This is a genomic window from Candidatus Methylacidiphilales bacterium (assembly GCA_030054035.1).
Lineage (GTDB): Bacteria > Pseudomonadota > Gammaproteobacteria > JASGCS01 > JASGCS01 > JASGCS01.
Map to the genome: position 1 here is coordinate 363,691 of JASGCS010000001.1, position 14,906 is coordinate 378,596.

Annotated in this window: 15 protein-coding genes and 7 tRNA genes; 4 read left to right on the forward strand and 18 right to left on the reverse strand. The window is 33.6% G+C overall.

Annotation, left to right across the window (positions count from 1 at the left end; genetic code table 11):
• The first annotated feature begins 14 nt into the window (after positions 1 to 14).
• Together QM538_01825 and QM538_01830 are read left to right on the forward strand one after the other, a co-directional pair.
• Positions 15 to 338 (forward strand): hypothetical protein, encoded by a 324-nt coding sequence (locus tag QM538_01825; protein ID MDI9347228.1) that lies wholly within the window; start codon positions 15 to 17, stop codon positions 336 to 338.
• Entirely contained in the window at positions 293 to 646 is a 354-nt protein-coding gene (locus QM538_01830; protein MDI9347229.1) for a hypothetical protein, read from the forward strand. The genes QM538_01825 and QM538_01830 overlap by 46 nt, the downstream gene beginning before the upstream one ends.
• A 10-nt stretch (positions 647 to 656) precedes the next feature.
• Here QM538_01830 and QM538_01835 read toward each other — a convergent pair.
• The 11 genes from QM538_01835 to QM538_01885 all read right to left on the reverse strand — a co-directional run bounded on the left by QM538_01835 (position 657) and on the right by QM538_01885 (position 6,745).
• Positions 657 to 733 (reverse strand) — tRNA-Asp (locus QM538_01835).
• Between the two features lie 4 nt (positions 734 to 737).
• Positions 738 to 812, reverse strand: a tRNA-Val gene (locus tag QM538_01840).
• Positions 813 to 847: 35 nt separating this feature from the next.
• The gene (lon, locus tag QM538_01845; protein MDI9347230.1) at positions 848 to 3,271 is read right to left on the reverse strand and encodes an endopeptidase La; all 2,424 of its coding nucleotides are present in this window, start codon (positions 3,269 to 3,271) and stop codon (positions 848 to 850) included.
• A 12-nt stretch (positions 3,272 to 3,283) separates the two neighbouring features.
• Positions 3,284 to 4,603, reverse strand: a complete 1,320-nt coding sequence (clpX, locus tag QM538_01850) for an ATP-dependent Clp protease ATP-binding subunit ClpX (protein ID MDI9347231.1) — start codon at positions 4,601 to 4,603, stop codon at positions 3,284 to 3,286.
• Positions 4,604 to 4,608: 5 nt separating this feature from the next.
• Positions 4,609 to 5,232 carry an ATP-dependent Clp endopeptidase proteolytic subunit ClpP gene (gene clpP, locus QM538_01855; protein MDI9347232.1) on the reverse strand — a complete coding sequence of 208 codons (624 nt, stop codon included), beginning with the start codon at positions 5,230 to 5,232 and terminating at the stop codon, positions 4,609 to 4,611.
• The gene (locus QM538_01860) at positions 5,229 to 6,275 is read right to left on the reverse strand and encodes a trigger factor family protein (protein ID MDI9347233.1); all 1,047 of its coding nucleotides are present in this window, start codon (positions 6,273 to 6,275) and stop codon (positions 5,229 to 5,231) included. Before QM538_01860 ends, clpP begins: the two co-directional genes overlap by 4 nt.
• A 13-nt stretch (positions 6,276 to 6,288) precedes the next feature.
• Positions 6,289 to 6,373 (reverse strand) — tRNA-Leu (locus tag QM538_01865).
• Between the two features lie 12 nt (positions 6,374 to 6,385).
• Positions 6,386 to 6,461, reverse strand: a tRNA-Lys gene (locus QM538_01870).
• 31 nt (positions 6,462 to 6,492) lie between these two features.
• Positions 6,493 to 6,568, reverse strand: a tRNA-His gene (locus QM538_01875).
• A 16-nt stretch (positions 6,569 to 6,584) separates the two neighbouring features.
• Positions 6,585 to 6,660, reverse strand: a tRNA-Arg gene (locus tag QM538_01880).
• Between the two features lie 8 nt (positions 6,661 to 6,668).
• Positions 6,669 to 6,745 (reverse strand) — tRNA-Pro (locus tag QM538_01885).
• 26 nt (positions 6,746 to 6,771) lie between these two features.
• On the opposite strand from QM538_01885, the gene QM538_01890 reads away from it, so the two are divergent.
• Complete coding sequence (locus tag QM538_01890) at positions 6,772 to 7,671, forward strand: tetrahydrofolate dehydrogenase/cyclohydrolase catalytic domain-containing protein (protein MDI9347234.1); 900 nt, start codon at positions 6,772 to 6,774, stop codon at positions 7,669 to 7,671.
• On the opposite strand, the gene cysS is transcribed toward QM538_01890, so the two are convergent.
• Complete coding sequence (gene cysS / locus QM538_01895) at positions 7,642 to 9,021, reverse strand: cysteine--tRNA ligase (protein MDI9347235.1); 1,380 nt, start codon at positions 9,019 to 9,021, stop codon at positions 7,642 to 7,644. The genes QM538_01890 and cysS overlap by 30 nt on opposite strands.
• On the opposite strand from cysS, the gene QM538_01900 reads away from it, so the two are divergent.
• Positions 9,020 to 9,751, forward strand: a complete 732-nt coding sequence (locus QM538_01900) for a UDP-2,3-diacylglucosamine diphosphatase (GenBank protein MDI9347236.1) — start codon at positions 9,020 to 9,022, stop codon at positions 9,749 to 9,751. The two genes, cysS and QM538_01900, sit on opposite strands and share 2 nt — an antisense overlap.
• Before the next feature lie 6 nt (positions 9,752 to 9,757).
• Here the strand turns inward: QM538_01900 and recO are convergent, their stop codons facing one another.
• Genes recO through lepA form a run of 6 tightly spaced genes read right to left on the reverse strand, consistent with a single transcriptional unit; the run spans position 9,758 to position 14,906 of the window.
• On the reverse strand, positions 9,758 to 10,483 hold the full coding sequence (gene recO / locus QM538_01905) for a DNA repair protein RecO (protein MDI9347237.1): 726 nt from the start codon (positions 10,481 to 10,483) through the stop codon (positions 9,758 to 9,760).
• A complete protein-coding gene (gene era, locus QM538_01910; GenBank protein ID MDI9347238.1) occupies positions 10,470 to 11,309 on the reverse strand; it encodes a GTPase Era in 840 nt (279 codons plus the stop codon). The genes recO and era overlap by 14 nt, the downstream gene beginning before the upstream one ends.
• Before the next feature lie 9 nt (positions 11,310 to 11,318).
• Entirely contained in the window at positions 11,319 to 11,972 is a 654-nt protein-coding gene (locus QM538_01915) for a ribonuclease III domain-containing protein (protein ID MDI9347239.1), read from the reverse strand.
• 5 nt (positions 11,973 to 11,977) lie between these two features.
• Positions 11,978 to 12,361 carry a DUF4845 domain-containing protein gene (locus QM538_01920; GenBank protein MDI9347240.1) on the reverse strand — a complete coding sequence of 128 codons (384 nt, stop codon included), beginning with the start codon at positions 12,359 to 12,361 and terminating at the stop codon, positions 11,978 to 11,980.
• A complete protein-coding gene (gene lepB, locus QM538_01925; protein ID MDI9347241.1) occupies positions 12,361 to 13,113 on the reverse strand; it encodes a signal peptidase I in 753 nt (250 codons plus the stop codon). Before lepB ends, QM538_01920 begins: the two co-directional genes overlap by 1 nt.
• Complete coding sequence (gene lepA / locus QM538_01930; protein MDI9347242.1) at positions 13,110 to 14,906, reverse strand: translation elongation factor 4; 1,797 nt, start codon at positions 14,904 to 14,906, stop codon at positions 13,110 to 13,112. The genes lepB and lepA overlap by 4 nt, the downstream gene beginning before the upstream one ends.

Consider the following 14,906-nt stretch of genomic DNA (forward strand, 5'->3'; position numbering starts at 1 on the left):
ATTAAAATAATCAAGTGAATAATCAAATTATAGCTAATACAATCATTGAAGGGAACTACGCCCCTCTCATCAAAGACAATGTAGACACTGATCAAATTATACCATCTTCGGAAATGAAACTACCCTCTAAACGAGGTCTAGGTATAGGTTTATTTGCAAATCAAAGATACAACAACACTATCACACGTGATCCAAATCCCCTTTTTATCCTTAATCAACCTAATTTTCAAGAAATAACTATTTTGGTGTCAGGGTTGAATTTTGGTTGCGGCTCATCAAGGGAGCATGCAGTATGGGCATTAAAATTTATTTTTCCAAAAACAGTGCTTATTATCTGAAGATCAATGTCTATGGAGATTCTATTTTTACCTACTGTATTGCAAATCTCATTCTCCCAATCATTGTTTCGAAAGATGTCGTTTTGCTGTTTTCTGAAAATACAGTAGGTAAAAATAGAATCTCCATAGACATTGATCTTCAGATAATAAGCACTGTTTTTGGAAAAATAAATTTTAATATAGAAAAAGAAGTGAAAAATAAATTTATTCTGGGTGAAGATTCGATATCAAGTCTCCTCAATAATTTTACAAGCACCATTGATGAGCATGAAAGAAAAAATAAAATAACTAAACCTTGGTTATTCTAATTTCAAGATGTGGCGGAGTGGACGGGGCTCGAACCCGCGACCCCCGGCGTGACAGGCCGGTATTCTAACCAACTGAACTACCACTCCATCTTGGTGGGTACTGTGGGATTCGAACCTACGACCCCCGCCTTGTAAGGGCGATGCTCTACCGCTGAGCTAAGCACCCAATATTGGTTTTTAGTTTAGGTATTATATGCGATTTTATTGACTTGTATGGAGATTAGAAAAGGTAGAATTTTCATTTCTATAGTCAGCAGCCTTATTTGTAAGTATCTTGATTTTTTTACCTTCAGTATTAAACAAATGGATAAAAGAGTCCTCGAACCATTGAAGCGGAATAATATCAAGTCCTGATTTTATATCATCTGGAATATCTTCAAGCTGATGGGCGTTTTCCGCAGGAATAAGAACTTTTTTAATCTTTGCCCGTTGCGCAGCAAGTAGCTTTTCACGTAATCCACCTATAGGCAAAATTGATCCTCGTAAAGTTACTTCACCTGTCATAGCCACATCTGAGTATACAGGAATATTTAAAACTGCAGAGAAAAGCGCAACAGTCATCCCTAAGCCAGCTGATGGACCATCTTTTGGAATTGCACCCTCTGGTACATGGACATGGAAATCATGTTCATTAAAATAATGCAGTGGGATAGTCTTATCAAAATCATGGATATGTCTTTTAATTATTGTGAGGGCGGTATCTATGGATTCTTTCATAACATTTCCTAATGAACCGGTATATCGAGTACCACCTCTGCCAAATATTGTTGTCGCTTCAATATGAAGAATATCACCGCCAAACTCCGTCCATGCTAAGCCTGTGACTTGACCAATAATTGAATTTGGTTTATCAAATTGATACCTATATTTTCTAACACCTAAATATTTTTTAACATCTGATTTTAATAATGTTTTTTTAATTTTATCTTTAAGTTCATCACGCAAAGATACATCGTTCTGGTGTTCAAAAACATGCTTCCTAGAAATTTTGGCAATTGATCGTTCTAATTGTCGAACACCTGATTCCCTCGTGTAGAACTGTATAATCTCATATATGACCTCTTGATGAAGCTCTAGTTCGTTAGCTTGAATTCCATGTAGTTTTTGCTGCTTTGGAATTAAATGGTTATTTGCGATATGAAATTTTTCGTGGTCACTATATCCATACAAGTGAATAATCTCCAAACGATCAAGTAGTGGCTTTGGCATATCAAGAGTGTTTGCGGTAGTGATAAAAAGTACTTCGGAAAGATCGAAAGAAACCTCAGTATAATGATCTACAAACTGTGAATTTTGTTCTGGATCCAACACTTCAAGCAATGCAGATGCTGGATCTCCTCTAAAATCACTTCCCATCTTATCAATTTCATCAATAAGTATAACTGGATTTTTTACTTTTACTTTTATTAAATTTTGAATAATTCTTCCTGGCATTGAACCTATATAAGTTCTTCTGTGCCCTCGAATTTCTGACTCGTCTCTAACGCCTCCTACCGAAAACTTGATAAATTCCCTGTTTGTTGCCAGTGCGATCGACCTAGCAAGAGATGTTTTTCCAACTCCTGGAGGACCAACAAAGCATAATATGGATCCTGCAGTTTTATTAGTCCGTTTTTGAACAGCGAGATATTCAAGCACTCTGGTTTTTAATTCAACTAATGCATAATGCTCACTGTCTAAAATTCTTTTTGCTTTATTCAAATCATTCGATAACTTAGATCTTAATTGCCATGGAAGTTGAATAAGATGATGGAGGTACGTCTTTACGACTGAGGCTTCTGGGGACGAGGCTGAAAATGTTTTAAGTCGAGCTAATTCTTTCCTTGCTTTGTCTGACGCTTCTACTGACATTTTAGAATCAATAATTTGTTGTTCCAAATCTGTAAAATCTTTACTTTCTTGATACTCATCACTTAGCTCTTTTTGCAATGCCCTAATTTGCTCATGAATAAAATAATCTTTTTGATTTTTTTCAATTTGGCTAAATATTTTATGTTTAATTTTTTGATCTAAAAGCAATGAGTCGACAGTATTTTTTAATAAATCTAATATCATTTCGTACTGCTCTTGAATTGTTTCTATTGAAAGTAGCTCTTGCTTTTGCGAAACATCAACATCAAGTTTAGCTGACACTGTGTTAAGTAAAACCTCATCGCTATCAATAGACTCCAGCTGGGTTATCAATTGATCATTATTAGCATTTGGAATAATTGTCAATAGATTTTGTAAACTTATTAACAACTCTCCTCTTTGTGCATCAGTCAGAATTGATCCTGAATCGTGGTGTTTAAATTGACGAGCATTAACATTAAGATAACCAAAATCATACAAATCCTCAATTAGCATTCTATAATGCCCTTCCAATGTCACTCGATAAGTACCTGTTCCAGACTTAATTACTTTAATTATTGTAGCTAACACACCAACGACATAAATTTCTTCAAATTGTGGTAACTCAGTTTCTGGATCGGTCTGAAGGCTTACAATTATTGGTCTGTTATCACGCTGTGACTCAAAAATTGATTTTACCGACCTTTCTCTGCCAACAATTATATCTATAGTTGTATTTGGGAAAAGCACAACGTCTCGCAAGGGTAAATACGGAATATGCAAATAATCAGACATTAAATTACTAATTTAAACTGCTTTTTTTTCGATTTCATAAATTGAATTATCTTGTTTAAACTCACTATAAAATTGTTGCGGTTTGATTTCATCATGAATACAAAGAGGTTTGATTTCTTCTAAAACGCATTTTTCATCCACTACAATTTTTGTAGTGCCTTTATCATGTGGAAGATCGTACATTGTATCAAGTAAAATTTTCTCAACTATAGATCGTAGCCCTCTTGCTCCAGTGCTATTAATAAGGGCTTTTCTAGCAATTGCTATAAGAGCAGACTCTGAAAAATCTAATGTAACGCCATCCATAGAAAATAATTTTTTAAATTGTCTTACGATAGAATTTTTTGGTTCAATTAGTATTTTTACAAGTGTTGATTCATCAAGCTCATCCAACACAGCAACGACTGGAAGCCTGCCTACAAACTCAGGAATTAGGCCATATTTAATTAAGTCATCAGATTGTACATCTTTCATAAAATATATATCTTTATCTGGCATATCAGTATTGTTACTTGTGTCGTTCGAAATAAATCCAATTCCACTCTTTGAACTTCTCTGCTTGATAATTTTTTCTAAACCAGAAAAAGCTCCGCCACAAATAAATAAAATGTTTTTAGTATCAATCTGAATAAACTCTTGATGCGGGTGTTTTCTCCCGCCTTGGGGTGGCACAGAAGACACAGTACCTTCAATTAATTTGAGCAATGCTTGCTGAACCCCTTCGCCTGAAACATCCCTTGTAATTGATGGATTATCAGATTTTCTAGCAATTTTATCTATTTCATCAATATACACTATGCCTTTTTGTGCCTTCAGTACATCGCCATTTGAATTTTGTAAAAGTCGCTGGAGAATATTTTCGACATCTTCACCAACATATCCGGCTTCGGTGAGCGTAGTTGCATCAGCAATCGCAAAAGGCACATTTAATCTTTTTGCCAATGTTTCAGCTAATAAAGTTTTTCCGGATCCGGTTGGGCCAATAAGTAAAATATTACTTTTACCCAACTCGACATCTTGTGTGTCCTTGTCGGTTTGATGGTAAAGTCTCTTATAATGATTATAAACACAAACTGCTAAAACACGTTTAGCAAAATCTTGTCCAATAACATAAAGATCTAAATACTCTTTTACATCTTTTGGCAAAAAACTTTCAAAGGAAGTGGAGGTGTCTTTACTATTATTAAGCTCTTCGGAAAGTATTTCAGTGCACATAACAATACACTCATCACAAATATAAACTTGCGGGCCAGAAATTAGTTTTTTAACCTCTCTTTGAGATTTTCTACAAAACGAGCAAACAAAATGTGTTGATTTATTATCAGAATCCATATAGATTATACCGAACCTGCGTCGCCAGAAGCAACTCTAGTGCTCAAAACCTTATCGACAATACCATACGCACAAGCCTCAGTACTGTTAAGAAAATAATCTCTGTCAGTATCTTGTTCAATTTTTTGAAGAGGTTGTTCAGTATGCTCAGCCAATATAGTATTCAGCACAGCTTTTATTTTAATAATTTCTTGGGCATGAATACTAATATCAGAAGCTTGGCCTTGAAAGCCTCCCAAGGGTTGATGGATCATTATTCTGGAATTGGGTAAAGCAAATCTTTTCCCTTTTTTACCTGACGCTAAAAGCAAAGCTCCCATACTTGCAGCCTGACCAATACATAGTGTGCTGATATCAGGTGAAATAAATTTCATAGTATCATATATACACATACCCGCAGACACCGATCCACCTGGAGAGTTTATATAGAGATAGATATCTTTTTTTGGATTTTCTGATTCCAAAAAAAGCATCTGGGCTACAACTACATTCGCAACATAATCATCAATAGGCCCTACTAAAAAAATTAAACGCTCACGTAACAATCTAGAGTAGATATCAAATGCCCTTTCACCTCGTGAGGATTGCTCTACGACAATTGGAACATACTGTGAAAAAGTTTTATTCATTTATTATTAGTATCTATGAGATCACTTAATTTAACTGGTTTACTGACTATCTTAACTCTATTAAATATATGGTCTACAAATTCTATTTCAAGGGCAATAGTAAAAAAGTAATTTCTCCAATAATCATTCTGCACTAATTGCCTTATGGCTTTTTCAGGATCTTGGGTGCTTTGTGCAGTTTGAGATATTAATTTTTTAATAACTTCTTGTTTTGGAATGATGTTAAAATTATTTACTATATGTTTCAAAATCCAGTCTGACTTTAATCGTTTCTCAATTAAAGTTTTAGTAAAGGAATCCAGTTCAACATGCTTATCACATGGCTCTTCGGCTTTATGAGTATGACCTGCTTTTTCATGTAATTCATGTCCTAAACGACGCTCTTCAGTTGTTATTGCTTTAGCTAAGATTGAAGGAGGTAGTGAAAATTGAAATTCGTTAAGTAAAGCTTCAAGAATTGATTCTTTATTTTTCTGAAACAATTTAAATTCGACTTCTTGGAGTAACGTTTGCTTAATTGCTAAATCAAATTTTTGCTCGGCGTCATCACCAATAAAGCCCAATTTTTCAAATGCTATTTGACTTTGATCATTACCATGTTCTTTAATAACTTTTTCTTTCATTGAAGTAAAATCGCTTTGATTTATTGAGTACTCAAACTTGGTAATTTCTAAGCTTTCTAATGAAAGTAAATTAATTTCGGGTGAAAGTTCATAAAAATAATCTATGCTTAAAATTTTATTTTTTATATCTAGTTTTGGATTATACATCGGCTGAGTTGCAAGAACAATGTTTTTATTTGAAGCCAAATAATCGCTCCAACATCGTAAGGAAATATCTTTAATTGCTTGATCTTGTAAGGTTTCGGTATATTTCTTTAGTAATATTTCATCTGGAACTTTACCTTTTCTAAAACCATCAATCGCAACTGTTTGTTTCAAATGGACTAGCTGTTTTTGCATAGATTTATCAAACTCTTCCCAAGAAACAGAAAATACTACTTCTCTCTCTAGTTGCGATATTTCTTTAACTTCATAACTCATATTATTTCCTAGTTGGTGCGAATGGAGAGACTCGAACTCTCACAGGTTTCCCCACTGGAACCTAAATCCAGCGCGTCTACCAATTCCGCCACATTCGCTTTAATTCAAACTGGTGGGCCGTCGGGGACTTGAACCCAGAACCTACTGATTAAGAGTCAGCTGCTCTACCAATTGAGCTAACGACCCACTTTTTTTTATTTTACCCCTAATTATAGAATGGGGTGAGCGATGGGGCTCGAACCCACGACCACTGGATCCACAATCCAGAGCTCTACCGACTGAGCTACGCTCACCATTGTATCAATAGTATGGCGCGCCCGGCAGGAATCGAACCTGCAACCACCGGCTTAGAAGGCAGGTGCTCTATCCGTTGAGCTACGGACGCATGTATTATGGTCGGGGCAGAGAGATTCGAACTCCCGACCCTCTGCTCCCAAAGCAGATGCGCTACCAGACTGCGCTATGCCCCGAGTATAATATCGTACGATATTATACTATGCCTAAAAATAAATCAATTGATAGCATTATGCTTGATGGAAATTTTTGTTCAGAGCAGATTCTAAAGGAACTACGCACTTGGATTAAACAATTACTTTTAAATGGCATTAGATTGCCATCTTTAACTGTGTTTCTAATTGGTGATAATGACGCGAGTAAAATTTATGTGCAGAAAAAAATACAAGCTTGCAACTCATTAGGTATTCAATGTAATTTAAAACAATTTTCAAATAATATTAAAATTGAAGAAATATTATCAGAAATTGATTATTGCAACACTGACCAAAACACTGATGGAATACTTGTACAATTACCTTTGCCAAGCCACTTATCCACACTTGAAATCTGTTCACGAATTTCTCCCTCTAAAGATATAGATGGTTTTAACCCTCAAAATGTTGGGAGGTTGGCATTACGATCTCCGCAGTTAAGACCCTGTACCCCCAAAGGAGTGATGGCACTTTTAGATTTCTATAAAATTTCACCTGAATCAAAACATGCAGTAGTGGTTGGAGTATCAAATCTAGTTGGAAGACCGCTTGCTTTGGAGCTTTTATTAAAGGGCGCTACAGTTACTTGCTGCCATAGATTAACCAATAAGTTAGAAGAGCATGTCAAAAAGGCTGATTTGCTTTGCGTTGCAACTGGCAAAAGAAATATTATTGATTGTGAGTGGATTCCAAGGCAATGCACAGTAATAGATATTGGCATAAATAGAGATAGTAGCGGTAAAATTGTTGGCGATCTTGATCAAGAGAAATTGGTAGGAAATGTATACGCATACACACCTGTACCTGGAGGGATTGGGCCAATGACGGTAACAATGGTGTTAGTAAACACACTCGAGGCACATAGCACACACCTAAATTTACAGTTTATATCTCCAACTAGTACCTAAGGGACCATCTTCAAGTATCACACCTTGCTCTAGTAAGTCATTTCTAATAATGTCAGAATTTTTGTAGTCGCCATTAGTTCTATATATATTTCTTTTTGCTACTAATTCTTCAATATTAGCTTTTGAAATGTTAGATTTTATCGTAGTTTCACTAAATAATCCAAGATAAGAACAAAGAATTTTCAAAACAATTGAGAGATGATTAGCAATTTTTAATCTATTTTTAGATTTATTTGTATGTATTTCATGTGCTAGCAAATGAAGAATTTGTAACGCTTCTGGGGTATTAAAATCATTTAATAAATGGTTTATAAATTCTTTATAAAATTCATTGTCTGTAATGTCTAATGAGTTTATTTCTACATCTACATGTAATGCTGTTTGAATTTTAGTTAGTTTTTCTACTGCTTGTGAAAGTGACTTATGATGATAGTTTATGGGACTTCTGTAATGTGTGGATAACATAAAATACCTTAATGTATCTGCGCTATACAATTTTCTAAATTGCTTAATTAATAAGGTATTACCTAGTGATTTACTCATTTTTTTATTATCATAATTAACAAAACCAACATGGAGCCAATGTGATGCAAATGTTTTATTTGTTATTGATTCAGTTTGAGCAATCTCGTTTTCATGGTGTGGAAAAATTAAATCATTACCGCCGCCATGAATATCAATTTGCTCTCCTAGACAAGTTCTAGCCATAGCGCTACATTCAATATGCCACCCAGGCCTACCTACTCCAAAAGGTGATTGGTAGCCATAATCAGATGTGTCTACTATTTTCCATAGAGCAAAATCTTCGGGGTGTTTTTTATTTTCATCGTTTAGGACTCGGACGCCTGAAAACATATCTTCAATACTTCGCTTTGATAATTTTCCATAATCTTTAAAAGCACTAACAGAAAAATAAATATCGCCCTTGGTTGTAGCGTAAGCAACTTTCTTATCGAGAAGAATTTGAATGCACTCAAACATATTTATTAAATATCGAGTAGCAAGTGGTTCTTGAGTTGGTCTTAACAATCCCAGAGAGTCATAATCCGAATGCATGGAAGCAATATATTGATTTGCAATATCAGCAGGATTGCATTTTCTTTCCTTGGCTTTATTTATGATTTTATCATCGACATCAGTTATATTTCGTACATAAACTACAGATAAATTCAATGTTACAAGAAATCTAACTAAAGAATCGAATATCGTAGCAACTCGAGCATGCCCAATATGACAATCATCATATACGGTAACACCGCAAACATACATTTTGATTACATTATCTTCTAACGGTATTAAAGGTTTTTTTAAAGCTCTAAGACTATCGTATAATAGGAGTTTATTAACCATGAAATATCACTATTTTATTTCTGATATACACTTAACTACCAAAGATACAAATTTATTAAAATCATTTCATTCATTCTTAGACAATATTTTAGCCGATTCCGCATCTCTCTATATTTTAGGTGATCTTTTTAATTACTGGATAAGTGAAGAGGAAATACCAGCAGAATTTATCGATATTTTTGAACACTTAAAAAAATGCGTTGATCAAAATGTGCCGGTTTATTTTATAGTAGGAAATAGGGATTTTTTGATTTCGAATACTTTTTTAAAACGCTTCGGAATTATACTACTTGCAGATCCTTCAATTATAACCATACAAAATAATATGACCCGCACCATTTGCCTGACACATGGTGATAGTCTTTGCACCAACGATGTAAGTTATCAAGTCTTCAAATCCATCTTACGTTCACGCATTGTTCGTAAAGGTATACAAGCGCTCAATCATAAACAAAAACTATACTTAGCTACATTTCTTAGATTTTTAAGTACCGTAAGCTACAAAATAAAAAAGGGTTTGACAAACTATGATGTAAGTGAATCAGCTATTCTTAAGCTACATAGAAATTATAAATTTGATTTATTAATACATGGACATATTCATAAACCCGGAGTTCACTTACTTACTATCGACGATACTTCTGTCACAAGAATAGTGTTAGGTGATTGGGGGAATTGTTTCAATGTGGTAAAAATGTCAGTAAGTTTTGTAGACCGGCTCACTTGGTAATTATAATTAAATCAAGATAGTATGTGGAACATATGTTTTGAATGTTTTAAAATAATTTATATTAAATTGCTGTTTGAATATATTATTTACTAATATTCTGAGGTTTCTAATATCAATATCGCTTAAAATTTCTAATGAATTATTAGATATTGCTAATATACAATGACCCGACACACCCATATCAACTTTTTCATTATGTAACACTGTAAACCCAACTCCATGTTTCCACATATACCGTTTTGAACAATCGATTTCTTCTTGCTTAATACTATCTACAATACCGTATCCAGTATATTTTAGTGCTTGTAGTTCAAAATATAAAATATGGTATTGTTTGATATCAGATTGACTACTGGAACAAGTATTAATTAACGCTTTATACAACTCAAAAAGCGGTCTGTGGGCATCAAATACTTTTAGAATTTTTTTTAAAAGCTCGTTAATATAAAATAATTGATAAAAATACTTATAGGTTACCAAAGAATAAGTTCTTCTTGAGTGCCCAACTTCCTCCCAGGAAAAACAGTTTTTGATATCAGACATACCAGACCACGATAATTCATAATTAGTAAACAATTGTAACGCCGGGCGTTTTGATTTTTTTCTAGCGCCTTTGGCAACTATCGTTACTCTTCCATGATTTAGTGTAAATAAATCAACAAGAATACTTGTTTCTCTAAATGATTGCATAGATAAAACATATGATGATTGATTAATTTCAACTCTTTTCATATATCACTTTTAAAGATAGGTGAATTTTTAATTCAAATAGTAGTATCAATCTTTTCCGAATAGATATACCTAATCTTTTAATAGTGGCACCATTGCTACCAACCAGTATTGGTAAATGGCTTTTTTTATTGGTCACAAGCAAAATAGATATATTTATAGACTTATCTGATTGGTCCAATTTTATAATTCGATAGTTGAGCGTGTAGGGTATTTCTTGATGAATATGTACTAACAATTGTTCACGAAGCACTGAATGGATAATAGATTGCTTGTTAGAAATCTCTGAATCATATAAATAAGGATGATCATAAACTTCTTCGGTGAATTGATCAGTCAGAGATAATATTTTTTTTTTATAACTTATTTTTTTAGTGCTAAAAGGAACAATATGTTTAATAAAAGAAATATTAGAACAATAGTCATTTATATATTGCAATGGGTCAATTTTAGTTAGTACATCAATTTTATTCATAATAATTAAACTAGGAATTTTTTTACTATTTATTTTTAAGAGAATCTGTATATCTTCTTGAGAATAATGTTTGCTATCAACCATATACCATATAACAGAAATATTTTTAGAGAGTGAGAGCAATTCGTTGAATGTTTTTTGATTTTTATTATACGATTCTATTCCTGGTGTGTCAATTACAACTAACTGTGTATTCGCAATTGTGGTAATTCCGAATTGAACTACATTCGTTGTGTTAATTTTATGAGTAACTCCCGCATACGGCTTTGCCGATACCATATTGAATAGAGATGATTTACCAACATTTGTTTTGCCGATTATAGCAACTGAGCCAAAATACTTTTTAGAAATCATGTGCGCAATCTAGCAATTTAATTGAGTGATCATTAAAGACGCAGCCATTTCTTCAGCTTGTCTGACCCTACTTCCCGTTCCAGTGGTTTCAATCTTTTTACTTTGAACATACGCAACGCAATTAATTGTAAACATTCCATCGGTCGATTTCCCAATTACACTATATATTGGTAGTTTTTCATGCTTAGCTTGAAGAATTTCCTGCAAAGTAGATTTATGAGACTTAATATGCAAAAGGTTGGCATCTTTCATGCATAATTTTAGAACGCAGTTTCTAGTAACATGATAACCGCCATCAATATAAATTGCGGCAAATAAAGCTTCCACTACATCCGCTAAAGATTTTTTCATATGATCTAATTGTTGCAAATTCACAGAGTTTCCACAAATTATAATTTTGTCTATCAGTAGATAATAGGCTATATTAGTTAAATTACTGTTGGAAATAATCGCGTCACGCTTGACAGACAATTCCCCAACTGTCAATTCTTGATAATTTGAGTATAAGTATTCGGTAACAATCTGGTACAGTAGAGAGTCACCTAAAAATTCAAGTTTCTCATTATGAACACTCTCTGAACTTGGATGGGTTATTGCAACAATTAATAATTCTTTATTAACAAAATAATATCCTAGTTTTTCAGAAAATTCTGATTCTAGCATTTTATTTAAGGAGCTGGTAAATAAGCTTCCTTTAAAAGTCTTACATAAAACCCATAACCAGAAACTATCTCTTCTTCAGCGAAGAATGTAACAATAATTGTTGCATCACGTGAACCTTCTTTTCTAATAATTTTTATTGTAGACTTGTCAACATTCTTAATATCATTTTCAGAAAGTTTCTTTTCTAGTTCAAATCTAATCGATTCAGAGGAAAGACCTCGTATTTCTGGTAAATTAACAAAATCGTTTACTACTTTTTCTACAGTTTTATACTCTATATAATAGGGAACTAATTTAATCCCCAATGTTAAAATAAAACCCAGGGCAGGTATTCCAAATAACCAAAGAAAAATTCCTTTTTGCCTGCTAACAATTGTGCTTAATGTCATTAGTTTATCACTCCTATTCTACTTAAAACTTCTTTACCAAAATGCATCCAAATCACAATAGCTTCACCAACCACATTTCTCTCTGGCACGAGACCCCAACAACGACTATCATAACTATTATCTCGATTATCACCCATCACAAAATATTTTCCATTCGGGACTATCCACTCACCTTCATCACAGCTATTTCTTGCATGTTCTATATTGTATATTTTATATTCTCTTGAGGGTAAACGCTCAATATATTCAATAGTATCAACACCACTGATTTGTTGCGCGGTTATTTTAACATACTCTTTGATATATTGAGTAGAATTAACAATAAGCTGCTTATCTACATACCGAACAGTATCACCTGGCAATCCCACAACTCTTTTAATATAGTGTTTAGTTGGATCAACTGGGAAATAAAAAACCACCACATCACCATGTTTAATCTTTGAATGTTTTATGAGTGGGTAATTAAAGATTGGTAACTGCACACTATAAGATAATTTATTCACCAAAATAAAATCATTTTTAATAAGAGTAGGCATCATTGACGCGGAAGGGATTTTAAATGGCTCAAACATCGAGCCACGTAAAAGCACTACTAAAAGTAAAATCCAAACGATGCTTTTATTAAATTCGTATATTTTTGAAATATACGAATTACTAATCGGCAACAATTTTCCTTTAATTAATAGTTGTATCATACCCACTATTAAAAAAGCAATAAAAAGCCAAAATGTAAAATCAATAAAATAAATCATTTTGAATATTTTAATATTGATAAAAACGCTTCTTGCGGTATATCAACTCTACCAAATGTTTTCATTCTTTTTTTTCCTTCCTTTTGTTTTTCTAGTAATTTTCTCTTTCGACTAACATCTCCACCATAACATTTTGCAATGACATTTTTTCTAAGTGCACTAATTGAACTTCTAGCTATTATTGATCCACCCACAGCTGATTGAATAGCAATTGGGATCATTTGCCTAGGGATTAGTTCTTTTAAGCGTTCAACTATAGTTCTTGAATATTTATCTAATCTATCTTTATGGATAATGGTAGAAAGGGCGTCAACTTTTTCTCCATTCAACAATATATCAAGTTTCATCACTGAACATACTCTGTACTCTAAGAAATCATAATCATATGACGCAAAACCCCTAGAAACTGATTTAAGTTCATTAAAAAAATGCATTATAACTTCTGATAACGGCATCTCAAACTCCAAAGAAACCTGACTACCAAAATGGTTTTGTTTAATTAATTTTGCTCTTCTATCCATACATAATTGCATTACTGGTCCAACATAAAGTTGCGGAACTATGATTTTTGCAAGAATAAAAGGTTCCCTGATTTCTTTAATTTCATTAGGCGAAGGAAGCTCGCTTGGATTATGGATACGAACTACTACCCCATCCTTTTTAAGAACCTCATACACAACGGTTGGGGCAGTTGTTATTAAATCATGATTGTACTCACGTTCGAGGCGTTCTTGTATTATTTCCATATGTAACAAACCTAAAAACCCACAACGAAATCCCAATCCTAATGCAGTGGAATTTTCTGGTTCAAAATATAACGAGGAGTCATTAAGGCCTAGCTTTAAAAGGGAATCTCTAAAACGATCATAATCATCTGTATCAATTGGATATAACCCTGCAAATACCCTAGGCTGAATTTTTCTAAACCCTTCAATAGGATTTGAAACTGAATCCTGTTCGTCTAAAATAGTATCTCCCACCGGAGCTGCGTGTATGTCTCTTATGCCAGCAATAATAATCCCCACCTCACCCTCAGTTAATTCTTCTAAATCAATTTTTTTAGGGGTAAAACAACCAATCTTTTCTACTACAAAAATATTTTTATTTGAATATATCTTAATTTTTTGTTTTTTCTTTATTGAGCCTGAAAATATCCTAACCAATGAGACGACGCCAACATAGTTATCAAACCAAGAGTCAATAATGAGCGCTTGTAGTTTTGTAGTTGCATGTTTTTTTGGATGTGGTACGGCAATAAGCACTCTTTCTAATAAATCTCTAACTCCTTGACCTGTTTTAGCACTCACTCTAATAGCATTTTTAGCTTCTATTCCAATTAAATTTTCAATTTGATTTATTGTCATTTCGCAGTCTGCAGAAGCTACATCAATTTTATTTATGACTGGAATAACTTCAATATGTTGAGCGAGAGCGGTGTAGCAATTAGCGATACTTTGTGCTTCAACGCCTTGTGTTGCGTCAACAACGAGCAACGCGCCCTCACAGGCTGAAAGTGACCTAGACACTTCGTATGAGAAATCAACATGACCAGGAGTGTCAATCAGATTAAATGTGAAAACTTGATTCGCAATAGATGTGTATGATAAACGAACACATTGAGACTTTATCGTAATCCCTCTTTCACGCTCAATTGAAAGAGTATCTAACATCTGATTTTGTGCAACGCCATGGTCTAAAGCACCACAAATCTCAATAAATCTATCAGCCAATGTTGATTTCCCATGATCGACATGGGCAATTATTGAGAAGTTTCTTATCGTCTCGATTGGCAA

Coding starts and splice junctions, on each gene's coding strand:
- QM538_01915 (MDI9347239.1), bottom strand. CDS start 11,972: ATGCTAGAATCAGAATTTTCTGAAAAACTAGGATATTATTTTGTTAAT.
- recO (MDI9347237.1), bottom strand. CDS start 10,483: ATGAAAAGAGTTGAAATTAATCAATCATCATATGTTTTATCTATGCAA.
- clpP (MDI9347232.1), bottom strand. CDS start 5,232: ATGAATAAAACTTTTTCACAGTATGTTCCAATTGTCGTAGAGCAATCC.
- QM538_01830 (MDI9347229.1), top strand. CDS start 293: ATGGGCATTAAAATTTATTTTTCCAAAAACAGTGCTTATTATCTGAAG.
- lepB (MDI9347241.1), bottom strand. CDS start 13,113: ATGATTTATTTTATTGATTTTACATTTTGGCTTTTTATTGCTTTTTTA.
- clpX (MDI9347231.1), bottom strand. CDS start 4,603: ATGGATTCTGATAATAAATCAACACATTTTGTTTGCTCGTTTTGTAGA.
- QM538_01860 (MDI9347233.1), bottom strand. CDS start 6,275: ATGAGTTATGAAGTTAAAGAAATATCGCAACTAGAGAGAGAAGTAGTA.
- cysS (MDI9347235.1), bottom strand. CDS start 9,021: ATGGTTAATAAACTCCTATTATACGATAGTCTTAGAGCTTTAAAAAAA.
- QM538_01900 (MDI9347236.1), top strand. CDS start 9,020: ATGAAATATCACTATTTTATTTCTGATATACACTTAACTACCAAAGAT.
- QM538_01920 (MDI9347240.1), bottom strand. CDS start 12,361: ATGACATTAAGCACAATTGTTAGCAGGCAAAAAGGAATTTTTCTTTGG.
- era (MDI9347238.1), bottom strand. CDS start 11,309: ATGATTTCTAAAAAGTATTTTGGCTCAGTTGCTATAATCGGCAAAACA.
- QM538_01890 (MDI9347234.1), top strand. CDS start 6,772: ATGCCTAAAAATAAATCAATTGATAGCATTATGCTTGATGGAAATTTT.
- lon (MDI9347230.1), bottom strand. CDS start 3,271: ATGTCTGATTATTTGCATATTCCGTATTTACCCTTGCGAGACGTTGTG.